The sequence below is a fragment of the Candidatus Clostridium radicumherbarum genome (assembly GCF_045310525.1).
GTDB classification, from domain to species: Bacteria; Bacillota; Clostridia; order Clostridiales; family Clostridiaceae; genus Clostridium_AT; species Clostridium_AT radicumherbarum.
Window position 1 is genome coordinate 181,657 of the sequence record NZ_JBJHZY010000002.1, and the last position, 23,859, is coordinate 205,515.

At 32.9% G+C, this 23,859-nt stretch carries 23 protein-coding genes; 3 read left to right on the plus strand and 20 right to left on the minus strand.

The annotated features are described in order from the left end of the window. Positions 1 to 170: 170 nt before the first annotated feature. The 5 genes from ACJDUH_RS10755 to groES form a co-directional block, all read right to left on the minus strand. Complete coding sequence (locus ACJDUH_RS10755) at positions 171 to 569, minus strand: type IV pilin protein (RefSeq protein ID WP_406765197.1); 399 nt, start codon at positions 567 to 569, stop codon at positions 171 to 173. A gap of 49 nt (positions 570 to 618) precedes the next feature. Further along, positions 619 to 1,830 carry a type II secretion system F family protein gene (locus ACJDUH_RS10760; protein WP_406765198.1) on the minus strand — a complete coding sequence of 404 codons (1,212 nt, stop codon included), beginning with the start codon at positions 1,828 to 1,830 and terminating at the stop codon, positions 619 to 621. Between the two features lie 42 nt (positions 1,831 to 1,872). Then, on the minus strand, positions 1,873 to 3,564 hold the full coding sequence (locus ACJDUH_RS10765) for a GspE/PulE family protein (protein ID WP_406765199.1): 1,692 nt from the start codon (positions 3,562 to 3,564) through the stop codon (positions 1,873 to 1,875). Positions 3,565 to 3,837: 273 nt separating this feature from the next. Beyond that, entirely contained in the window at positions 3,838 to 5,466 is a 1,629-nt protein-coding gene (gene groL, locus ACJDUH_RS10770; RefSeq protein WP_406765200.1) for a chaperonin GroEL, read from the minus strand. Between the two features lie 18 nt (positions 5,467 to 5,484). Continuing rightward, positions 5,485 to 5,769 (minus strand): co-chaperone GroES, encoded by a 285-nt coding sequence (gene groES, locus ACJDUH_RS10775; RefSeq protein ID WP_406765201.1) that lies wholly within the window; start codon positions 5,767 to 5,769, stop codon positions 5,485 to 5,487. Positions 5,770 to 6,316: 547 nt separating this feature from the next. On the opposite strand from groES, the gene ACJDUH_RS10780 reads away from it, so the two are divergent. Continuing rightward, positions 6,317 to 6,979: a TIGR01906 family membrane protein gene (locus ACJDUH_RS10780; RefSeq protein ID WP_406765202.1), complete on the plus strand. Its 663-nt coding sequence runs from the start codon at positions 6,317 to 6,319 to the stop codon at positions 6,977 to 6,979. Positions 6,980 to 7,050: 71 nt separating this feature from the next. Here ACJDUH_RS10780 and ACJDUH_RS10785 read toward each other — a convergent pair whose 3' ends face one another. From ACJDUH_RS10785 to ACJDUH_RS10845, 13 genes are all read right to left on the minus strand, one after another. After that, positions 7,051 to 7,602 carry a DUF5317 family protein gene (locus ACJDUH_RS10785; RefSeq protein WP_406765203.1) on the minus strand — a complete coding sequence of 184 codons (552 nt, stop codon included), beginning with the start codon at positions 7,600 to 7,602 and terminating at the stop codon, positions 7,051 to 7,053. 1 nt (position 7,603) lies between these two features. Next, a complete protein-coding gene (locus tag ACJDUH_RS10790) occupies positions 7,604 to 8,884 on the minus strand; it encodes an HD-GYP domain-containing protein (protein WP_406765204.1) in 1,281 nt (426 codons plus the stop codon). Positions 8,885 to 9,110: 226 nt separating this feature from the next. Further along, entirely contained in the window at positions 9,111 to 9,728 is a 618-nt protein-coding gene (locus tag ACJDUH_RS10795) for a hypothetical protein (protein ID WP_406765205.1), read from the minus strand. Between the two features lie 94 nt (positions 9,729 to 9,822). Continuing rightward, entirely contained in the window at positions 9,823 to 10,542 is a 720-nt protein-coding gene (locus ACJDUH_RS10800) for a TVP38/TMEM64 family protein (protein ID WP_406765206.1), read from the minus strand. Positions 10,543 to 10,583: 41 nt separating this feature from the next. Then, positions 10,584 to 11,480 (minus strand): DNA-3-methyladenine glycosylase family protein, encoded by an 897-nt coding sequence (locus ACJDUH_RS10805; protein WP_406765207.1) that lies wholly within the window; start codon positions 11,478 to 11,480, stop codon positions 10,584 to 10,586. Positions 11,481 to 11,614: 134 nt separating this feature from the next. Beyond that, positions 11,615 to 12,997: an NADPH-dependent glutamate synthase gene (gene gltA / locus ACJDUH_RS10810; protein ID WP_406765208.1), complete on the minus strand. Its 1,383-nt coding sequence runs from the start codon at positions 12,995 to 12,997 to the stop codon at positions 11,615 to 11,617. 18 nt (positions 12,998 to 13,015) lie between these two features. Then, positions 13,016 to 13,897: a sulfide/dihydroorotate dehydrogenase-like FAD/NAD-binding protein gene (locus ACJDUH_RS10815; RefSeq protein ID WP_406765209.1), complete on the minus strand. Its 882-nt coding sequence runs from the start codon at positions 13,895 to 13,897 to the stop codon at positions 13,016 to 13,018. 482 nt (positions 13,898 to 14,379) lie between these two features. Continuing rightward, positions 14,380 to 15,225: a 3-hydroxybutyryl-CoA dehydrogenase gene (locus tag ACJDUH_RS10820; RefSeq protein ID WP_406765210.1), complete on the minus strand. Its 846-nt coding sequence runs from the start codon at positions 15,223 to 15,225 to the stop codon at positions 14,380 to 14,382. Positions 15,226 to 15,294: 69 nt separating this feature from the next. Beyond that, on the minus strand, positions 15,295 to 16,296 hold the full coding sequence (locus tag ACJDUH_RS10825) for an electron transfer flavoprotein subunit alpha/FixB family protein (protein ID WP_406765211.1): 1,002 nt from the start codon (positions 16,294 to 16,296) through the stop codon (positions 15,295 to 15,297). Positions 16,297 to 16,313: 17 nt separating this feature from the next. Beyond that, positions 16,314 to 17,093 carry an electron transfer flavoprotein subunit beta gene (locus ACJDUH_RS10830; protein ID WP_406765212.1) on the minus strand — a complete coding sequence of 260 codons (780 nt, stop codon included), beginning with the start codon at positions 17,091 to 17,093 and terminating at the stop codon, positions 16,314 to 16,316. 21 nt (positions 17,094 to 17,114) lie between these two features. Further along, positions 17,115 to 18,254: an acyl-CoA dehydrogenase gene (locus ACJDUH_RS10835; RefSeq protein ID WP_406765213.1), complete on the minus strand. Its 1,140-nt coding sequence runs from the start codon at positions 18,252 to 18,254 to the stop codon at positions 17,115 to 17,117. 104 nt (positions 18,255 to 18,358) lie between these two features. Then, entirely contained in the window at positions 18,359 to 19,141 is a 783-nt protein-coding gene (locus tag ACJDUH_RS10840; protein WP_406765785.1) for a short-chain-enoyl-CoA hydratase, read from the minus strand. 159 nt (positions 19,142 to 19,300) lie between these two features. Further along, positions 19,301 to 19,942, minus strand: coding sequence for a redox-sensing transcriptional repressor Rex (locus tag ACJDUH_RS10845; RefSeq protein WP_406765214.1), 642 nt, complete (start codon positions 19,940 to 19,942; stop codon positions 19,301 to 19,303). Between the two features lie 190 nt (positions 19,943 to 20,132). Here ACJDUH_RS10845 and ACJDUH_RS10850 point away from each other — a divergent pair, with 190 nt between their 5' ends. Together ACJDUH_RS10850 and ACJDUH_RS10855 are read left to right on the plus strand one after the other, a co-directional pair. After that, positions 20,133 to 22,046 (plus strand): ABC-F family ATP-binding cassette domain-containing protein, encoded by a 1,914-nt coding sequence (locus ACJDUH_RS10850; RefSeq protein WP_406765215.1) that lies wholly within the window; start codon positions 20,133 to 20,135, stop codon positions 22,044 to 22,046. A gap of 116 nt (positions 22,047 to 22,162) precedes the next feature. Beyond that, a complete protein-coding gene (locus ACJDUH_RS10855; RefSeq protein WP_406765216.1) occupies positions 22,163 to 22,306 on the plus strand; it encodes a hypothetical protein in 144 nt (47 codons plus the stop codon). A 106-nt stretch (positions 22,307 to 22,412) separates the two neighbouring features. Here ACJDUH_RS10855 and ACJDUH_RS10860 read toward each other — a convergent pair whose 3' ends face one another. Continuing rightward, a complete protein-coding gene (locus ACJDUH_RS10860) occupies positions 22,413 to 23,090 on the minus strand; it encodes a DUF554 domain-containing protein (protein WP_406765217.1) in 678 nt (225 codons plus the stop codon). A 20-nt stretch (positions 23,091 to 23,110) separates the two neighbouring features. Further along, positions 23,111 to 23,602, minus strand: coding sequence for a YajQ family cyclic di-GMP-binding protein (locus tag ACJDUH_RS10865; protein ID WP_406765218.1), 492 nt, complete (start codon positions 23,600 to 23,602; stop codon positions 23,111 to 23,113). Positions 23,603 to 23,859 lie beyond the last annotated feature (257 nt).

Here is a 23,859-nt window from a genome sequence, read left to right on the forward strand (position 1 = left end):
GTTCACAACCCTTGGGAGCCTTTCGATAAGGCTTTCCTACAAGCTTGCTACTGTTCGTAGTTCACAATTTGTTCATGATCCCCGGGGGTTTTTGCGAACAAAATGAGCTTGCTAATTTTCTATGTGTAACCAGGTCTCAATCATTGCTCTAAAATTAACAAATTATTTATTTATGGTACCACTGTTGTAGTAAAGGCGCCATCTGCTCCTCTTACTGATTTATACTTACCATCATTAGTTACATAAGTAAACGCAACATGATTATTATCACTAGTAAGAGCAATGCCAGAAACTGTTCCATTTGTTCCTGCTATTACTTTAACAACAGCATCAGTAACTTTTGTTATATCACCATTATTCTCAACCAGTGTTGAATCTGCTGCAGTAGCCCAGTTTTTAGCTTCAACTAATGCCTGACTTGAACGTGCCTTATCCTGGAATCCAGTAAACTTTGGAATCATCACTGCTGCCAAAATACCAAGTATTGCGATAACAACAATAAGTTCAATTAGAGTGAATCCTTTCTTTTTTCTTTTACTCATCATTTTTTCCTCCTTTTTAATTAACATATTTTGTTTCCTCCTTATTTATATTTGAAAACCTTAACGGTTATTCATTCTACTGACTAGCAATTGCACCATACATATCAAATATTGGCAAAATCATAGCTAATACTATAAAACCTACACCTATTCCTAAGAAAACTATAATTAGTGGTTCTATTAAGGTGGAAAGGTTAGCTGTAGCATTATCTACTTCATTGTCATAAAACTCAGCAGTTTTTTCCATAATTGAATCAAGGGTTCCTGCTTCTTCACCTATTTTCATCATTTGAGTAAGCATTCTGGGAAAAACTCCTCGGCCTTCCAGGCTTGCTCCAATAGTTTGTCCTTTTTTTACAGCTTCAGTTGTGCTCGTAAGTAATTTACTAGCCATTTTGTTACCTACAACCTTTGTACATATATTTATTATTTCAAGCACTGGCACACCGCTTGAAAGTAAGGTGCCAAAGGTTCTTGTAAATCTTGCAGTGACTATTTTAGTTAAAATACTTCCAAAGATAGGCAGCTTAAGCTTAAGCATGTCTACTCTTTCTCCAAATTCCTCATTAGTTTTTATTATTACTCTTGCTATTATAATTAAGAGAACTACTGTTACCATTAATATTAGACCATATTTTTTCATAAAGTCTGCTAAGCCCATTACAATAATTGTAGGAAGTGGTAACTTTCCCCCTGCACTTGTTATCATCCCTACAAAGGTAGGAAGTACAAATATAAGCAATAAATTTACTACAATTATGGCAACAATACATATAACTAGCGGATAGGTTAAGGAACCCCTTATCTTTTTTTGTAGCTTATAGCTTTTCTCATAGTAATCAGCCATTCTAAGCATTACTTTTTCTAAGGTACCACTTACTTCTCCAACACTTATCATATTGACAAGCATTTCTGGAATATCTTTATATTTTCTAAGAGCATCTGATAAGCTGCTGCCTTTTTCAATATCGCTATGTACTACTCTCAGTATATTTCTTAATTTCTTATTTTCAGTCTGTTCTCCCACTACGTCAATTGCTCTTAAAATATTCATTCCTGCAGATACAGTAAATGAAAATTGTCTACAAAATATAGAAATACTTTGCAAAGGTACTCTTCTATATTCTGAAATGTTTATGTCTAAGGATTTATTTAATAACTTTATACTTTGAGGATAATAATCTCTTTCTCGAAGGCTCGCCCTTACCAAGTTTTCATTATCAGCGTCTATTTTGCCCTTGATTATGTTTCCATCTATTGTTCTTGCTTCATATTGATAACTAGGCATAACTTCCTCCTTTCTAGGTTTCTTTAACCTAACAAGCTTTTATTATTCTTTTAGATATGCCACCCTCATTAGCTCATCCATTGAAGTTATCCCTTTAAACACGTGGCCTGAACATGCATCTCTTAAGGTTCTCATTCCATTTTTAATTGATAAATCTCGAAGTTCATCAGTACTGCAGCCCTTTATTATCATTTCCCTGTGTTCTCTTGTAATTTCCATTATCTCGTATATTCCAACACGGCCTTTATAGCCAGTATTACCACAGAGACTGCAGCCTTTTGCTCTTTTTAGTTTTATATTCATATTCTGATTAATACCAAGAATATTTTTCTCATATGTAGTAGCCTCATATTGCTGAGCGCAGTTGGTACATAGCTTTCTTACTAGTCTTTGTGCAATAACTCCACTTACCGAAGAAGAAATAAGATAAGGCTCAATACCCATATCTATAAGTCTTAAAACTGATGATGGAGCGTCATTTGTATGTATTGTACTTAGAACCAAGTGACCTGTTATAGCTGATCTTATGGCTATTTCAGCAGTTTCATTATCTCTTATTTCACCTATCATTATTATATCAGGGTCTTGTCTTAGTATAGACCTAAGTCCTGCTGCAAAGGTTAGTCCAATCTTTGTATTGACACTTACCTGATTAATTCCATCCACAAGATATTCTACGGGGTCTTCTACAGTAATAATATTCTTATTTTCTGTATTCAGTTCACTAAGCATAGTATAAAGGGTTGTTGATTTTCCACTTCCTGTAGGTCCTGTTACCAGAATTATCCCGTTCGGGGTCCTAATAAACTTATCTAGCTTTTTCATTTCCTCAGGATCAATTCCTAAATTTTCTTTTTTAACAAGGAAGTTGTCCCTGCTTAGTATTCTAATAACTACCTTTTCTCCATTAACCTTTGGTAAAATAGAAACTCTAAGGTCAACTAGCTTTCCATCAATGGAAGTCATTATTCTTCCATCTTGAGGAAGCCTTTTTTCTGCGATATTAAGGTCAGCTAGAATCTTGATTCTAGTTATTAATGCACCTAAGGTATCTACCGGAGTTTTAAGAACTTCAAATAGATCTCCATCAACTCTGTACCTTACCCTTACATATTTATCAAAAGGTTCAATATGAATATCGGAGGCTCTGCCTCTTACAGCGTTTTCAATAATACTATCTACAAGCCTTACAACTGGAGCATTCTTTATCTCTTCGGCTGCATCTTCTTCTTCCTTTGTTTCAACCTTGCTGGATAGCTGCTCCTTTGATAAATCATCTGCAGCCTTCATAACATATTGTGAGGAGTAGTACTTTCCAATTGCCTCCTTTATCTCCGCTTCAGAGGCAATAAGAACTTCCACATTAAAGCCTGAAGTAATTCTCACATCATCTATAGCTATTATATTCAGCGGATCACTCATTACTACTTGAATTTTATTATTTTTAATAGAAATAGGTATTATGATATGTTTATTAGCTAGCTTAGCCGATATAGCCTTTACAGCCTCTTTGTCCACTTCAAGTTTATCAAAATTTACTCTCTTAACTCCTAATTGGATTTCAAGTGTTTTTAGCAAATCATTTTCTGATATTATTCCCTCATCAACAAGGAGTTTACCTAATCTTTTTCCAGTTCTTTTTTGTTTCTCAAGTACATCCTCAAGTTGCTTTGGAGTTATCATCCTTGCTTCGACAAGTAAATCTCCTAATCTTTTTTTAATGTTAAATTCCATATTTTTACCTCATATAAAGTGAATATAATATCTAATTAATTAATGTTATTGTTATGCATAAATTCCATAATTAACTATAAATCTAGTGCAGATATATATATTATATTATCTTATATCATCAAGTATTACAATAAAATGAACTGTGTTTTTTGATGGAAATTTTAATACATTTTCTGACATAGTTTTTATTTATTACCTTACTCAATGTTATTTAAAAATTGTTATTCACTGTATTTTAAGCATAAAAAAAGAGCCCCAAAGGGCTCTATTATTTTAGTACATTCCATCCATTCCCATTCCGCCAGCAGGCATTGCTGGAGCTGGGTTCTTTTCTGGTATATCAGCTACAACACTTTCAGTTGTAAGGAAAGTAGCTGCTACAGAAGCTGCATTTTGAAGTGCACTTCTTGTTACCTTAGTAGGATCAACTATACCAACTTTAATCATGTTAACATATTTTTCATGTAATGCATCGAAACCTATACCTGGTTCACTATTTCTAACTTTCTCAATAATTACTGAACCTTCAAGACCAGCATTAGTAGCTATTTGTCTAACTGGTTCCTCAAGTGCCTTAGTTATAATGTTTAAACCAACCTTAACATCAGCTTCCTCTGAATCAAGCTTAGCTACTTCTGGTATTACATTGATAAATGCAGTACCACCACCAGCTACAATACCTTCTTCTACTGCTGCCTTAGTAGCTGCTAAAGCATCTTCGATTCTAAGTTTTCTTTCCTTAAGTTCAGTTTCAGAAGCAGCACCAACTTTGATTACTGCAACTCCTCCAGCAAGCTTAGCTAGTCTTTCTTGCAGCTTTTCTTTATCAAAATCTGAAGTAGTTTCTTCTATTTGAGCCTTTATTTGTGCTACTCTAGCATGGATTTCATCCTTACCGCCTTTTCCATTAACTATTGTAGTGTTTTCCTTAGAAATTTTAACACTTTCAGCTCTACCAAGCATCTCTAAAGTAACTTCTTTTAAATCTCTTCCTAATTCTTCAGAAATTACTTCACCGCCAGTTAATATAGCTATATCTTGAAGCATTTCCTTTCTTCTGTCGCCAAAACCAGGAGCTTTAACTGCTACACAAGTAAAGGTACCTCTTAACTTATTAACAATTAATGTACCAAGAGCTTCTCCTTCTATGTCTTCTGCAATTATTAAAAGCTTCTTTCCTTGTTGAACAATTTGCTCAAGTATTGGAAGAATTTCTTGTATGTTAGAGATCTTCTTATCAGTTAATAGAATATATGGATCATCTAATATAGCTTCCATTTTCTCAGTATCTGTAACCATGTAGGAGCTTACGTAACCTCTGTCGAACTGCATACCTTCAACAACGTCTAATTCAGTTCCCATTGTCTTGGATTCTTCAACAGTAATAACGCCTTCGTTTCCTACCTTTTCCATAGCATCTGAAATTAACTGACCAATTTCTTCATCACCAGCAGAAATAGAAGCAACTCTAGCTATATCCTCCTTGCCTTCAACTGGTCTTGAAATCTTCTTAATTTCTTCTACAGCCTTATCAACTGCCATTTTAATACCACTTCTAATAAGCATTGGATTTGCACCGGCTGTAACATTTTTTAAGCCTTCTCTAATTATTGCTTGTGCAAGTAAGGTAGCTGTTGTAGTTCCGTCACCAGCAACATCATTAGTCTTTGTAGCAACTTCTTTTACAAGCTGTGCTCCCATATTTTCAAATGGATCTTCAAGTTCAATTTCTCTAGCAATAGTAACACCATCATTAGTAATAAGTGGTGCTCCAAATTTCTTATCTAATACAACGTTTCTTCCCTTTGGTCCAAGTGTAATTTTAACTGTATTTGCAAGGGTATCTACGCCTTTTTGCATGGATCTTCTTGCTTCTTCACCATAAATAATTTTCTTAGCCATTCCTATCCCTCCAATTTATTATTCAACTATAGCTAGTATGTCATCTTGTTTAACGATAGTGTATTCTTCACCATCAACTTTAACTTCTGTACCGGAGTATTTGGAGCATAGAACTTTATCTCCTACTTTTACTTCCATTCTTATTTCCTTGCCATCAACCATTCCTCCAGGTCCAACAGCAACTACTAAGGCTTCTTGAGGTTTTTCCTTAGCTGCACCAGTAAGAACTATGCCGCTCTTTGTTTTTTCCTCAGCCTCTAATTTTTTAATAACAACTCTGTCACCAAGTGGTCTAACTTTCATTTAAACCCCTCCTTAATGTATTTTTATTTATTATTAACATCATGTTGTTAGCACTCGGTATCGTCGAGTGCTAATATAATTATAATATAGTTAATAGTAATTATAAAATCAAGTCCCACCAGAACTTATCTATAACCAATTAGAAAGAAAAAGAGTGGATTATCTAGTTTTAGATTATTTTTTTACATTATTTCTTCAAATTTCATTATTAATCTTATATATAAATAATTTTACATAGTAATATTATCCAAGCAATTACTATTATAATCAAATTAAAAAGAAATATTCTTATAATTTTTGAATTTATTTTAAATATAATCTTACTGCTTAGTTAAGCCGTTGACTAAAATATTTAAATTCTATAAAATAAAATGTATATTAATAATGCACGGTATAAGGATTTCGGGAGGCACAATAATTAATAATTGTTGTGTGCTAGTATGGAATACGAGGAGGTTAAAGCCCTAAATGGGCTTTAACGAGTAGTTTACGAGCGGGAGTGAGTAGTTTCAAACTACTCAGTGTTCCGACTTAAGGGAGGAAACAAATGAGTAAGAGTTTTAGTAAATTTATTACAATTATTTTATCCATCTGCTTAACTTTATTTCTAATTTCTATTGCGGTTAAAGCAACCTTGGCCTTTAGGCAGCTTTATTTTTATGATATTGACCATTTAAACATTGCCAAGGACTATGGAATGTCTAAAGATGAAATCATGAAAAACTACAACATACTTATAGACTACACACAAAACAAGAACATTGCTAAGCTTCATATGCCATCTTTTCCAATGTCAGTACAAGGTGAAATTCATTTTACAGAAGTAAAAGCTCTATTTATGAAATTTAACTATCTTATGTACATAACTGGTGTCATCAGCATAATAGGGATAATTTTAATGATTAAGGAGAAAAGTTATAAATATCTGAAATATAGCTCTGCTTTACTTTTAGGACTTCCTATTATTTTAGCAATACCTTTTGCCATTAATTTTGATAAAAGCTTTACCATATTTCACGAAATATTTTTCAAAAATAACTATTGGGAATTTGACCCCGTTAAGGATCCAATAATCAATGTGCTTCCTCAAGAATTTTTCTTTCATTGTGCAGTTATGATTTTGTTACTACTAGCAATTTTTAGTTTAATAAGCTATGTAATTTATAAAAAAAACAATAAGTCTAAAAAGAGGGATTTATTTTATAGCTAAATAAAGGTAAAAAGATAGCTTTAAAATATAAAATACACCATTAGAGTATATTTTATATTTTGAAGCTATCTTTAATTTTCTATAATATTATTAGAAATCCTCTTGTTTTTCATTTCAGTTATAATAAATAGTGCCATTCCAAGTATTTCTGTTATGTCACCAATGCTGGCAATACCTGGCTTAGGAAACCTAATAGGAATAATATCCGCTAAAAAATAAAGTTTGGTGTTTTTATCAGTTAATTTATACAACCCCTGCAGAGCTACATCACCATGATAACCAAAAGCCTTTACTATTTCTTGTCTTACTGGCATTACTCCACCATTAGCAAAAATAACAACTGCATTAAGCATTGCACCAATTCCTAATAACAAAAGCCATTTGTTTCTTCTATTTGCATAAGTAAATATTAGTAAAAGTGCGTACATAATAACATCACTTAAATAGGTTAATATTCCTATGTGCAAATATCCCTTTTTTATTAATGTAAGCTGAATAAATTCCATAAAAAACGATATAAATACAAAGCTTATAAACTTAACCTTTGCGGCATCTATATTCTTAAGTCTACCATTTAAAGCATATCCAACAATTATGGCTATTATAAATGCTAAAAGAAACATTCTACACCGCCTTCTGATTTTTATGCTTCTCTAATATTTTTGTATAGGCATCTACAACCTTTGGATGAAACTGGCTTCCTCTAAACTTATTTATTTCAGCCATAATTTCTTCCTCACTTAATGCTTTCCTATAGGGCCTATCAGTTGACATGGCATCAATGGAATCTGCCAATTGAACTATAAAAACGTCTAAATTAAGGTCATTGCCACTTTTCCCATCTGGATAACCCTTTCCGTCATATCTTTCATGATGATTACGAACTATTGGTAATATATCTTGTAAATTTTTAATATCCTTAAGAATGTTGTAACCTATTCCTGGATGACTCTTAATTATTTCATATTCTTCGTTTGTCAGTTTTCCCGGTTTATTTAAAATTTTATCATCTATTCCTATCTTACCAACGTCATGTAAAAGTGACGCAATACGTATTCTTTCAATTTTCGTATCGCTGTATTTTAATTCTTTAGCAATTCTGCTGGAAATTTCGCAAACCCTTTTAGAATGACCTTCTGTATATTTATCTCTAGCTTCCATGGCATGCATTAAAGTGTCTACAGTTTGTATGTATTGATTTTTTGATTCTAAATATAGAGAGAAGGTGTATCTTACTAGAACTATTGGGAAGATTACTAATAGTACACCTATGTAATTGTATTTGTTAAACATATATGCTAGAACAATTCCAAAAGGTGTCATTATAACACTATTAAGAAGACTTAACCTAATAATGTTTATAAAAAAGAATAAACCTTTTTTATTATTTAATATGGAAAATAATATTGAAATTAAAAGAGTATTTAATACGAGATAAATAATGCTATATATAATTACTAAAGGAATCTTGCTCCATATACTACTAAGATCAAAATTTCCACCTAAACTTATATAAACTAATCCTCCATACATCATGGGTATAATTTGAGCACAGTAGTTAAATAAAACCTTATAAAAAGGTTCCTTGAATATATTATGATATTTACCATCTACTTTTTTAAAAGTTAACGAAAAGCCTATAACTATTATAATATTTCCGACTAATGGTCCAAATAATATAAAAGAAGCTACCAATACTGCAAGACTAGTACTTAATGCCATGTCTTTATACACAATCCTAAAGTTTTCTGATACAGCTAATACAATTGAAAAAAAAATTACCTTCATATAATTTTGTTGAACAATATGGAAAGCATTACTTTGATACATAAATATTATAGTAGCTATAGTAAAAATATATAATGAAGCTAAAAATACTTTAAGTTTTAATGGTATATCTTTCATAATATCCCCCTATATATATATAAAGACCGGTCATATCAGTGATTTAGTACCAACTCCAAACTGATCCACCTGCAGCTAAAAGTGCAAGTATAGCCAAGAATAATGGCATAAGCTTTTTCATTTCACATTCCCCCTATTGTAAAATTAACAGCATTCCGCTAAGAACTGTCATATTTCACTCCGCTAAGGGTAAAGAAAAAAAATTAACCGGTCTTTATTGGCTGTGTTAAATAGTGCCTCGTAAAATCATTCTGTTAACTGCGTCTAAGGCTGCTCTGGCAATTGCCTCGTTGGTATCTTGTTTAACTATTGCAGAACCTATTAAGGTTTCCTCAGTTTCATTTAAAACCATATTAATAATAACTGTAACATAACTTATATCTCTACTTGAATGAATATAAACGTCTTCAACATTAAATAAATAAGCTTGTCCTAAAATAGCTTCAATAGAACGCACTGTTGCAGCGGCAACTATTTTTTTTCTATTAGCTGCAGTTTTTATACCACTAGTCTTTTCTGAAAACTCTTCTCCGTCATGAATAAGGTATACAGCACATTCTAAGGCATTTCCATCTATTTTAAAGTCTATACCACTATACTTTATCCTTCTTATATGTGGAGCCTCGTCAGTATGTATTTGTGCAATACTTATTATCTTTCTATCAATTCTATAATCAAAGGCAGCTAGAAGTGAGGATTCTATATCTCTAACTATCTGCTTTGGAGCTCTTAAAGTATTTCCTAATATATGAACTTCTTGCAAGTTTTCTTCATCAATTACAAGCTTTGTGTTTAAGACTCCATCAATCTTACTAATAAGACTTTCTATTTCAGTAAAATCCATCTTGCGACCCCCATACATTTTACAATTTTATCTAAATTGTAGCACATTTAGTAATCAAAAACAATAATGCCTTATATTAAAACAATAATCTTTTTTAAGTAACCTTTTTTGTTAATCTTCTTATTATCTGTTCGCCTTTAAAGACACCAAATATAAATAATATTGTCATAACAATTGAAATAACAATGAGCATAATTTTATTCCCTACATAAATTTTGGCTCCAAAATATGCAGATATAAATATACCTGGTATTCTTCCTAAAGTAGAATATAGCAGAAAGTCCCGAAAGCTAATCTCAGAAATACCACATATGTAGCCAAGTACATCCTTTGGTATTCCAGGTATTAGATACAATAAAAAAACGACATAATTCATGCTTCCTAGCTTTAATACTTTGCTAAAAAAGGTCAATTGCTTTTCTGAAATTATTTTTTTTATTAAAGGTCTGCCGTATAATCTAGCTATACCATAAACAAGCCCGCTTCCTAAGGTTATACCTACTAATGATAATAGCCCTCCAAGAAAGGTTCCGTATATGTATCCTCCGGCAATTTGAATTACTTCTCCAGGTATAAAGAAAGCAATAACCTGCAGCATTTGAAGTCCTAAAAAGGCAAAAATGCTATACCTGCCATAAGATAAAATAATTTCCTTAATTTTCTTCGGACTCTTAAGGACATCAAAAAATCTTGAGTAATATTCGTAGCCAATATATATTACAAATATGGCAACTATTGATAAAATTATATAGGCTCTTTTTTGGTATAAGAAATTGAAACCATTTTTGATTGCTTTCTTTATTTTATTTAACATAATTCACCTTTTGTAATAAAGTACATTACACTACAATATACTTAAATTTTAATATTATTTTCTCTTGCATAATAAAATAAATATTGCTGAGAAAAACCTGAAAGCTCCCCAAATTTATTTCTTGCAAATTCTCTAATTTTTTTTAGTGAAACATCTGGTGCCAAATAAAAATGCTGCATTGCTCTTTTAACCCATATATCTACAGGAAATGCAGAGTATTTGCCCATTGAAAAAAGCATAATACAATCTGCAACCTTAGGACCAACACCACTAAATTCTTGCAATGCCTCATGACAGCCATCATCATTTTGTGCCTTAATCCAGTCTAAATCATATTCAAAATTACTTTCATTATTTACCGCATTAATTTTCTCCACTGTATCAGCAATGTATTTAGCTCTAAAACCAGTGCTGCAAGCGGCAAGATCAGCTGCAGTTGCTTTAGAAAGTTGCTTTAAGGTAGGAAAAGTATAATAGGTTTGATCCTTATATACTATAGCATTTCCAAATCTTCTGCTTATATTATCAATGGCTTTTTTAATCATAGGAATTCTATTATTTGAGGAAATTATAAAGGAAATGACAAGTTCAAAAGGCTCCTGCTGCAGCAGTCTAATTCCATGCCCAAATTCTACCGAAACCTTTAGGAGGCTATCTTTACTTAATATCTCCTTTATATTAGAATAATCTCTTTCTAAATCGAAATAATCCTTCCAGATTTCATAAAATTCCTTTTCATTAGTATTATAAATCAAAACATCTTTATCCTTTTTCTCAACCTCTATTACTCTGCCATAGGCTATTCCTATATAGTTCCCATTTTCTTGCCTATTCCACCTAAAACACTGTCCACAATCAAATATATGTGCAAGCTCAAAGTTTTTTATATCTTTAAGAATAACTCCATTATCAAAGTTCTCTAATCTTGAATAATCCATATTCCACCTCAATCTACAAATTTTGTCCTTCATACTACGAAATTTACTTTCAATAACTTAAGTATATAATTAATAATGACTATTATCAACAAAAAAAGGACAGCACATACTGTACTGTCCATTTACTTATTCTTCTATTTTGATAAAAATTCGTCTATTGCCTTTGCTGCTTTTTTACCTGCACCCATAGCCAAAATTACTGTAGCAGCTCCTGTAACTGCGTCGCCGCCTGCGTATACTCTTTCCTTTGTAGTAAGTCCTGTATCCTCTTCAGCAATAATACACTTTTTCTTATTTATATCTAAGCCTTCAGTAGTGGAAGATATTAATGGATTTGGTGAAGTTCCAAGAGACATTATTACAGTATCTAAATCCATAATAAATTCTGAATCAAGAATCTCAACTGGCTTTCTTCTTCCTGAAGCATCAGGCTCTCCAAGCTCCATTTTAACGCACTTCATTCCTTTAACCCAGCCCTTTTCATCTGCTAGTATCTCAGTTGGGTTTGTAAGCATGTCAAAGATAATTCCTTCTTCTTTAGCATGATGAACCTCTTCAACTCTTGCTGGAAGTTCTGCTTCAGAACGTCTATAAACTATATGAACCTCTGCACCAAGCCTTAATGCAGTTCTTGCTGCATCCATGGCCACATTACCGCCGCCAACAACTGCTACTTTATTTCCTACTTTTATAGGAGTAGCATAATCTTCCTTAAAAGCCTTCATTAAGTTGGTTCTGGTTAGAAATTCATTAGCTGAAAATACGCCGTTAGAATTTTCACCTGGAATTCCCATAAACTTTGGAAGCCCTGCTCCTGAACCAATGAAAACAGCATCAAAGCCTTCATTTTCTAGTAGTCCATCTATTGTTACCGTTCTTCCAACTATAACATTAGTTTCTATTTTAACTCCAAGCTTTTTAACATTTTCAATTTCCTTCTTAACTACAGTTTCCTTTGGCAATCTAAATTCCGGAATACCGTATACTAATACTCCACCTGGTTCGTGAAGAGCTTCAAAAATAGTAACCTCATAACCTAGCTTAGCTAAGTCTCCTGCACAGCTTAGGCCTGAAGGACCACTACCTATTACCGCAACCTTTTTTCCTTTTTTACTGCTTGTTTCTGATAAGTCTATGTTATTTTCACTAGACCAATCTGCTACAAATCTTTCAAGTTTTCCAATTGCCACAGGCTCTCCTTTAATTCCTAAAATGCATTTGCCTTCGCATTGCGTTTCTTGCGGACATACTCTTCCACATACTGCAGGAAGTGAGCTTTGTTTTGCAATTACCTTTGCAGCCTTTTCAAAGTCACCTGACTTAACATGCTGAATAAATTCTGGAATTCCTATAGTAACCGGGCACTCAGTAACACACATTGGATTCTTACAATTTAGGCATCTTGATGCCTCCTGCATTGCTTCTTCCTCTGTATATCCCAAACAAACTTCTTCAAAATTTGTCCTTCTTACTTCTGGATCTTGAACTTTTATTGGAGTTTTCTTCATTCTATCCATCACTTTTCCCCCGTCTATCTATTTGTTATCACTGCAGCTGCAGCATCCGCCGCCGCTGTGACTTTTTCTAAATTCAGACTTTGCCTCTTCTGTCTTATACATTGTCTGTCTTCTCATAGCTTCATCAAAGTCTACTAAATGAGCATCAAATTCCGGACCATCAACACAAGCAAATTTTGTCTCACCACCCACAGTGACTCTGCACGCACCGCACATCCCTGTTCCATCAACCATAATTGGATTTAGGCTGACTATGGTATGAATGCCTAACTCTTTAGTAAGCTTAGAAACAAATTTCATCATTATCATAGGTCCAATAGCAACTACCATATCATAATGTTTGCCTTGATTTAATACTAAGTCTTTAATTAAATCTGTAACCATTCCCTTAAAGCCATAGGAACCGTCATCTGTTGCAACAAAAACATTACCTGCAACCTGCTTCATATCCTCTTCTAAAATAAGCAAGTCCTTTGTTTTACTTCCCATTATAACATCTGCTTTAATTCCTCTTTCATTAAGCCATTTAACTTGAGGGTATACAGGAGCTGCACCAACCCCACCAGCAATAAACATAATTTTCTTTTGTTTTAAGGTGTCAATATCTTCATGAACCATTTCAGAAGGCTGGCCAAGTGGTCCTACAAAGTCACTAAAGCTCTCACCAATTTCGTATTCAGCCATTTCTTTTGTTGAGGTTCCCATACTTTGAAATACTATAGTAACAGTTCCTTTTTCTGAGTCATAATCACAAATGGTAAGGGGAACTCTCTCACCCTTTTCATCCATCTTAACTATTACAAATTGTCCGGGTTTTGCTGCCTTTGCTACTCGAGGTGCATCAACATCCATTAAATATATATTGGGTACTAAAAGTCTTTTTCCTACTATCTTGTACATAAAATCCTCCTTGTATTCCTTATAATTTATACAACAATTTTTAATTGCTCTGCTAATTGTATTTCATGTATTTATAAAGTTATTTATGATTTAATTGTCTTATTATGTCTATTGCAAACGTTTTTTGTCAGATTAAGATAAGCAGCAGTTATATTATATAATAAAATATTTAATTTTCAAATATAAAATTAACTTTAGGAAATATTAGTCATATTATTTTTGATTGATTAGTCAGTCAACTTTATAATACAATGTTATTATAGCATATTATTTTTTTTATGCATTATAATTTTTACTATATTCATAGATATATTTATTTTGCAGCATCAAAAAAAGCAGTGTTGTATGTTGTGCTTTTTCAGTAATTTATCTAAATAAGTTTTCAGGGCAGCTTATTTGTAGGAATAATATAAAAAGACAAAGAATAATCAGTCATTAATTATTCTTTGTCTTTTTATGCTTTTTATTAAATTTAAGCAAATTTATTTATAATTAAAGAAGCCCTTACCTGTTTTTCTCCCTAGATATCCAGCTCTTACATATTTTTTAAGTAAGGTATGTGGTCTATATTTAGGATCTCCAGTTTCATTATATAATACTTCCATAATAGCAAGTACAATATCATTTCCAATAAAATCTGAAAGTGTAAGTGGTCCCATAGGATGATTTGCTCCTAGCATCATTGCCTTATCAATATCCTCTGCAGAGGCAGTTCCTTCTGCCAGTACTCCTATTGCCTCATTTAGCATAGGTACTAAAATTCTATTTACTACAAATCCAGGAGCTTCTTTTACCTCCACAGGGTCTTTTCCAATTGCTGTAGAAAGCCCTTTTACAGCATTGAAGGTTTTTTCTGAGGTTGCAATACCCTTTATTACTTCTACAAGCTTCATTACTGGAGCTGGATTAAAAAAGTGCATGCCTATGAATCTGTCTGGTCTGTTGGTTGCTGATGCAATTTCAGTAATAGAAAGTGAAGATGTGTTTGTAGCAAAAATAGTTTCAGCTTTACAAAGCATATCCAGCTCTTTAAAAATACTTTTCTTTATTTCCATATTTTCTATAGCTGCTTCAATTATAAGGTCACAATCTTCAGCAAGCTCTAAAGCAGTTGTGCCAGATACTTTGCAAAGAATATCCTCCATAGCATCAAGAGTAAGCTTACCCTTATCTACGAGCTTTGAAAGGTTTTTCTTAATTCCAAGAAGTCCTCTGTCAACAAACTCATCTTTTATATCTCTTAAAATTACCTCATAGCCTTTAGATGCAAAAGCTTGAGCTATACCGGCCCCCATTGTGCCAGCTCCTAATACAAATATTTTTTCCATAGTACCCCCCTAAAATAAATTAAATTAACCATTTAATACACCTGATATCAATACCAATATAGTGTTACTTTAGCGAAGCTGCTTGATTTGTTCTGTGAGCTCTGGAATTATCTTGGCATAGTCGCCTACAATGGCTAAATCTGCAACCTTCATAAGAGGTGCATCAGCATCCTTATTGATTGCTATAATATAATCACTTTCCTGCATTCCAGCTAAATGTTGAATTGCACCTGATATACCGCAGGCAATATATACATTTGGCCTAACAGTCTTACCTGTCTGCCCAACTTGGTAATTCTTATCCATCCAGCCATTTTCTACTGCCGCACGGGAAGCTCCTACTGTACCACCTAGGGCATCGGCAAGTACCTTTAAAATTGCGAAATTTTCCTTGCTGCCAATTCCCCTGCCCCCTGAAACAATAAAGTTTGCTTCACTTATGTCTACTACATCTTTAGCTGTTTTAACAATTTTCTCAACAATAGTCTTGATATCTTCTTGTTCTAATTCTACATTAATAATTTCAATATCGCCACTACTATTTTCTGACTTTTGTAACTTCTCAAACACTCCTGGCCTTACTGTTGCCATCTGTGGCCTATGGTCTGCACATTCAATGGTAGCCATTAAATTGCCCCCAAAGGCTGGCCTTGTCATCATAAGGTTTTTAGTGTCACTATCTATATCAAGTCCTGTGCAGTCTGCTGTAAGTCCAGTGCTAAGTCTTGCAGCAGCCCTAGGGCCCAAATCTCTTCCTATATATGAAGCCCCTATTAATATTATCTCAGGTTTTTTAAGCTGAACTAAATCGCATAAAACCTTTGTATAGCCGTCAGTTGTATAATTTTCAAGTAGTGGATGTTCTATAATCAAAACTTTATGCGCCCCATAGGCTGTTAGCTCTTTACCTAAAGCTTTCACTTCATGACCAATAAGAACTGCTGTTAATTCAGTATCTAATTTTTCGGCAATCTCACGGCCCTTCCCAAGGAGCTCTAATGAAACCTTTTGAAGGATGCCGCCTCTCTGCTCTGCAAATACCCATACACCTTTATAATTAGTCTTATCCACCTTTAATTCCCCTCCTTTTATATAAAGTGCTTTTCCTTAAGCTTTGCTATTGCAAGACTTACAGCTTCTTTAGGAGGCATATTTATTACCTCTCCTTTACCCTTAGCCTCTTTAGTCATTGACTTTCTAACCTTAGTTGGTGAACCTAAAAGTCCAAGCATGGATTTATCTAAATCAATATCATTTGCGTTCCAAACTTTAATTTCTTTTTTAAAGGCCCCATAAATATACTTAATATTCATATATCTAGGTACATTTAATTCCTTAATTGCTGTTAATAGTACTGGTGTCTTCACCTTTATAATTTCATAGCCATCTTCTAAAGCTCTTCTAACTTTTAGTTCCTTTCCTTCAAATTCCACCTTTTCAACATAAGTAACTTGAGGAAGCTTTAAATGCTCAGCTATTTCAGGCCCAACTTGAGCTGTATCCCCGTCAATAGCCTGTCTTCCTGCAAATACAATATCATAAGGAATCTTTTTAATTGCCACCGCAAGTGCTCTAGAGGTAGCTAAGGTATCAGCCCCTGCAAAAGCCCTGTCTGTAATTAATATTGCCTCGTCAGCCCCCATAGCAAGGGCTTCTCTTAAAGCTTTTTCAGCTTGGGGCGGCCCCATGGAAATAACAGTAACATTAGCATTATATTTTTCTTTTAATACTAAAGCCTCTTCAAGTGCATTTTTATCATCTGGATTTATAATAGAAGGCACACCTTCTCTTATAAGTGTTCCAGTAATCGGATCTATCTTAACTTCATTTGTATCTGGTACCTGTTTAATGCATACAATTATATTCATAATAAACCCCCATTTCTACTGTTAATGTAGTGCACTTCCTGCAATAACCATCTTCTGAACCTGTGAAGTGCCTTCGTATATCTCAGTGATTTTAGCATCTCTCATCATTCTTTCCACTGGATAATCCTTTGTATAGCCATAGCCTCCAAAGATTTGCACAACCTTTGTGGTAACCTCCATGGCTGTTTCAGAAGCAAACAGCTTTGCTCTTGCAGCCTCTACAGAATATGGTACGCCAATATCCTTATTTAGGGCAGCCTTATAAACAAGAAGCCTGGCAGCTTCTATTTTTACATCTAAATCAGCAATCATCCACTGAAGTCCTTGAAAAGCACTTAAGCTTTTCCCAAATTGCTTTCTTTCCTTCATATATTTTAAAGCTTCCTCATAAGCACCTTCTGCAATTCCAAGGGCTTGTGCAGCTATACCTATTCTTCCACCATCTAAGGTTTTCATTGCAATACCAAAGCCCTTACCTTCTTGGCCAACTAGATTTTCTTTTGGCACGATACAATCTTCAAAAATAAGTTCAGTAGTTGAAGAAGCTCTTATTCCAAGTTTATTTTCTCTTTTGCCTATAGAAAAACCATTATAGCCTTTTTCAATTATGAACGTCGATATTCCTTTTACACCCTTACTTTTATCTGTCATTGCAAAAATTACAAAGGTATCTGCAGCTCCTCCATTAGTTATGAAGATTTTAGAACCATTTATTACGTAATGATCTCCTTCAAGGATAGCTGTAGTCTGCTGACCTGCAGCATCTGTACCTGCATTTGGTTCAGTAAGACCAAAGGCACCAAGTTTCTCCCCTTTTGCAAGGGGTATTAAATATTTCTCCTTCTGCATAGCATTTCCAAACTGATGAATTAAGCCAGCACAAAGAGAAGTATGCGCTGAAAGTATAACCCCTGTTGATCCACAAACTTTAGATAATTCCTCAACTGCAATTATATAAGAAAGATTGTCTCCTCCAGCTCCTCCGTATTCTACTGGAAAAGGTATGCCCAACATATTATATTTCGCCATCTTTTTTACATTTTCCATTGGAAATCTTTCAGTCTCATCTATTTCGGCAGCAATTGGTTTAACCTCATTTTCTGCAAATTCCTTAACCATTTGTCTGACAAATTCCTGTTCTCTAGTAAATGTAAAATCCATACATTTCCCCCCACTTCATACAAATCTATAATTGAAGATGATTATTGAAATTTCCCTTAAGGACAATTCATACTCTTCTTCATTTTCCTTGTAAATATTAATTATTAACTATTAGAAAACTTCTTGCTTCTCTTTTCTAAAAATGCTTCCATGCCTTCTTTCTGATCATTTGTTGAAAAACACTCGCTAAAGATATCCGCCTCATACATTATTGCTGTGTCTATGTCCACTTGCATACCATTATTAATTGCTGATTTGCATAGTTTTATAGCAATAGGCGCATTGGCAGCTATTGTATTAGCTAGATTTTTCGCCTCTTCCATAAGTATTTCTGGTTCTATGAGTTTATTAACAAGGCCAATTCTATAAGCCTCATTTGAATCTATGACTTTTCCTGTATATAGTAGTTCCTTGGCTATTCCCATTCCAACCAGTCTTGATAATCTCTGAGTTCCACCAAAGCCTGGAGTTATACCTAGTCCCACTTCTGGCTGACCAAATTTTGCCTTAGTAGAAGCAATTCTAATATCACAAGCCATAGCAAGTTCACAGCCTCCTCCTAAAGTGAAACCGTTTAACACTGCTATGACAGGTTTCTCCATGTTCTCTATCTTCCTAAAAACCTTATTACCAAACATACTGAACTTTCTTCCTTGCAATACATTTAAATCCTTCATTTCTGAGATGTCTGCCCCTGCAACAAAAGCCTTTTCTCCAGCTCCTGTAATTAATACTACGTAAATGTCCTCATCTTTAAGTAGATCGTCTATAGTTTGATCTAGTTCAAAAAGTGTTTCTGAATTTAATGCATTTAAAGCTTTAGGTCTGTTAATAGTCACAATAGCAATATGATTTTCCTTTTCAAATATAATATTATTCACCCATATCCCCCCAATAAACTTCACTATGTTAAAATATTAACAAAAGTGTATAAAAATAATTGAAGCATTTGCTCCAATTATCATTATACACTTTTAATTTTCATCTTTCAATTAAATGAGCGTATTATTTTTAATATTTGTAAAAGTTTAATTTTTCTGATAAGTTTATTCTTCGTTTCTATCCTTCAATAAATAGGAAAGAGTAAGCAAGCTTTCACTTAAATGTACATTTTCAACTACAACATCCTCAGGAATTTCTAAATCTGTAGGTGCAAAATTCCAAATAGCTTTAACTCCATTTTGAATTAAGGCATCACAAACCTTTTGTGCACTATTTTTAGGAACACATATTATTCCAATATCAACTTTATTTTTGTGCAAAAATTCAGGAAGAGTATCAATATCTTTAATTTCAACATCTCTTATACTTAATCCAGTTAGCTTAGGATTTGCATCAAAAATACCTATTAGAGAAAAACCTAACCTATCAAATCTAGTGTAATTAGCTATGGCTTGACCTATGTTACCAGCACCTATAATTATTGTGTTGTAATCTTTTGTCAGTCCTAAAATTGAACGTATTTCATTGCTTAAATCTTTTACATTGTAACCATAACCCTGCTGACCAAAATCACCAAAGCAATTTAGGTCTTGCCTTATTTGTGAAGCTGTAAAGCCTATCTTTTCACTAAGCTCTTTAGATGATATTCTATCGATATCATTTTCTAATAATTCTTGTAAATATCTATGATATTTAGGTAGTCTTTTTATAACGGCCATTGATATATTATTTTTCTTTTTATCCATTGTTTTCCTCACATCCATTAAGTTATTTGTTTAATAATTTATACTTTATAGTATTACCTAATTTTTTTTTACTGTCAATATTTTTGTAAATAAGTAATAAAACAATAGTAAAGCTTTATGCCCCTTTTAAATATTTCTATAACATAGTACAATATACACTAATGGATGAAAAAATTTTGGAGTGATTAAAGTGATAGTTTTAAGTTGTAAGGAAATAAATAAAAGCTATGGTATTGAGGTTATATTAAATACAATTACTTTTAATATAAATGAAGGTGAGAAAGCAGGTTTAATAGGTGCCAATGGTGCTGGAAAGTCCACACTTTTTAAAATTCTAACGGGTCAGTTTGAACAAGATAAGGGCGATTTATTTATTGATAAGAATAAGAGGATTGGCTACTTATCTCAGCACTTAGCCTTAGAAAGTACTAATTCTATTTATGATGAACTCTTAACAGTATTTAGCGAACTTATTGAAATGGAAAATAGAATAAAGGAGTTAACTGAAAAGTTAAATGAGCCCTATGACAGCTCAAGAAAAGAATATCATGAAAAAATTATTCATGAATACACCTCCTTATCAGATCTTTATAATAACAGAGGTGGTTTTACCTATCAAGCAGATATCAATAGAGTTTTTAAAGGTCTCGGTTTTATTGAAGAGGATTTTAATAAAAACATAAATATCTTAAGCGGCGGTCAAAAAACAAGAGTTGCACTTTGTAAACTGCTATTAACTAGCCCAGATATCCTTTTACTAGATGAACCTACAAACCATCTTGATTTAGATGCTATTGAATGGCTTGAAGAATATTTAAAAAATTATAAAGGAACAGTTATTGTAATTTCCCATGATAGATTTTTCTTAGATTCTATAACTAATAAGACTCTTGAACTAATTAACGGGCATGTAAACAGCTATAATGGAAATTATACTGCTTTTGTAGAATTGAAAAAGAAAAATTATGAAGTTCAGCTTAAGGCTTTTAATATTCAGCAAGCTGAAATTAAAAGGCAGGAAGAAATAATTGAACGCTACCGTTCTTTTAATAGAGAAAAAAGTATTAAGGCTGCTGAAAGCAGAGAGAAAGCACTTGATAAGATTGTAAGAATTGAGGCGCCTGATAAAGAAAAAAAAGCTGCTAAAATTATCTTTGAAACACAAATAAAATCTGGCAATGATGTTCTGTATATTGAAAATTTAAGTAAAGCCTTTAGTGAAAAGCTTTTGTTTAAAAACTTGGACCTAGATATTAAAAGAGGAGAAAGAACAGCATTAATCGGAGAAAATGGGAGAGGAAAAACCACCTTATTTAGAATTATTATGGATAACCTTGAAAAAGATTCAGGTGTTAAGGTTCTCGGCAAAAATGTTTTTATAGGCTACTACGATCAGGAGCAATCTAATTTGCATTCTGAAAAAAGTGTTATAGATGAAGTTTGGGATGATTTCCCTAATATGACTACTACAGAGCTTAGAAATGCTTTAGCAGCATTTTTATTCACAGGTGATGATGTATTTAAGAACATTGATACACTTAGCGGTGGGGAAAAATGCAGAATAAATCTATTAAAACTAATGCTGTCTAAATCTAATTTCTTACTTTTAGATGAACCTACAAACCATCTAGATATACCCTCTAGAGAAGCTTTAGAAGAATCCATACTTACTTATGATGGTACAGTACTGGTTATTTCCCATGACAGATATTTTTTAAATAAGGTAATTAATAAAATTTATGAACTTAAAGAAGATGGAGTTAAAGAATATTTAGGTAATTATAGCTACTATATAGAAAAAAAGAAAAATCCTTTAAGATTTGAAGAAGAAATAGCAGCACAGGGAAAAACTAAGACTCAAATTCAAGATGAAAGAAAGAAAAAAAGAGAACTGGAAAAGCAGGAAAAAGAAAAACTTTTAAAAGTTAAAAATATCGAAGCCGAAATAAGCAGCAATGAAAAAAAATTAGCAGACTTACAAGACCTTCTTTGTCTTAAGGAAACTTATTCAAACCCGCAAAAAAGTGAAGAGGTAAATAAGGAAATCGCCGCTGCAAACAGTATTTTAGAACAGTTATATGCCGATTGGGAACAACTTATATAATGCATGAATAATTTAATTACGACTGATATTTTAATATATAAATCTTTATCATAGTTTAAATATGAAAAATAATCACATACTATAATTGCAGGCATTATAAGGATGGTGATTAAGCTATGGGAAGAAAAGAAAATGAGCATCAGGAACCCTCAACTGGTCCTAACAGTTGTAAATATCATTCAAGAAGTGCAGCCTATAAACAAGATAACAAGGCTCAAGAAGAAAATACTAAAGAAAAGTTCAAAAATAATAGTAAGTAAAAAATTAAAGAAGGATTCTTCCTTCTTTAATTTTTATTACTCAGATGTTGATAAGCCCCATATTTTTTATAAAAAAATGTGGGGCTTAGTATATTTATAGCAAAATCTAAAAAATCAAAAAATAAATTATCGGAATAATTACTGCTGGAAGAAAATTTGCAACCTTTATTTTTGTTAGTCCAAGCATGTTAAAGCCAAGTCCCATTATGAGCACACTTCCCACTGCAGAAATTTCAGTTATTATAGCTGTCTGCGTTAAAATGCCTTGTAAATAGGAAGCTCCAATTGTTATAATTCCTTGGTATAAAAAGACTGGAATTGCCGATAAAGCTACTCCAATTCCTAAAGTAGAAGTAAACATTATTGCTGAAATACCGTCCAGCACAGACTTTGTAAAGAGTATACTATGATCTCCCTTTAAGCCGCTGTTTAAGGAACCAACAATGGCCATAGCTCCAACGCAATAAACTAAACTTGCTGTTACAAAGCCTTCAGAAATTTTCCCGCCTTTTCCTTGAAGCTTGCGTTCTATTGAATCTCCTAATTTAAATAATCTTGCATCTATATCAATGGCTTCACCAATAAGTGCCCCTATAACTATAGAACAGATTACCACCAGCATATTTTGAGATTTTATGGCTCCTGATATTCCTATTACCAAAATGCAAAGGGCTAAGCCCTTAATAATTGTTTCATTAATTTTCTTTGGAATCCCGCCTTTAAGAATAAAACCAACAAGGCTTCCTCCAATAATAGCTAAAGCATTTACAATAGTTCCTAACACCCCATCACGACCCTTGCTTCTTATCTATAGTTTGTAAACTGCATGTCAATTCCAAAGTCTTTACCCTTAAGTAAACCTATAATAGCCTGCAAATCATCCTTGTCCTTTGCAGAAACTCTTACTTGATTTTCCATGATTTGAGCCTGCACCTTAAGCTTACTATTTTTAATTTCTGCTACTATTTCTTTAGCCTTTTCCTTTGAAATTCCTTTTACAAGCTTTCCATTTTGTTTAACAGTACCCATAGTGGCTTTTTCTATTTTGCCCAAATCTAATGCTTTTGGAGATATTCCTCTTTTTACAAATTTAGCTTTTAAAATTTCAATAACAGCTTTTAGCCTAAATTCATCATCAGAGCTGACTTTTATTTCATCATTATTAACTTCAATTTCTGTTTTGCTTCCTTTAAAGTCATATCTCTGCTCTATTTCTTTCCTTGCTTGATTAACAGCATTGTCAACTTCTTGCATATCAACTTCTGAAACTACATCAAATGAATATGTACTTGGCATAAAAAATTACCTTCCTTTCCTTTTTCCATATGTTACTATAAATATATTAATCAAATTTTCATAGTTTAGCAACTAAAATTAACAAAATCTATTTATTTAAAAAAATTATCCAATATTTTCTATCTTCTTCTAATAATTGTATATATTTTTTATAATATAACTTTTAAGGTATATTGAATTTTATTATTGGTGTGATATAATTATTATTGAGCAAAGCTCATATATTTTTGGGTTAATTTTTCAAGGCACTTCTACCC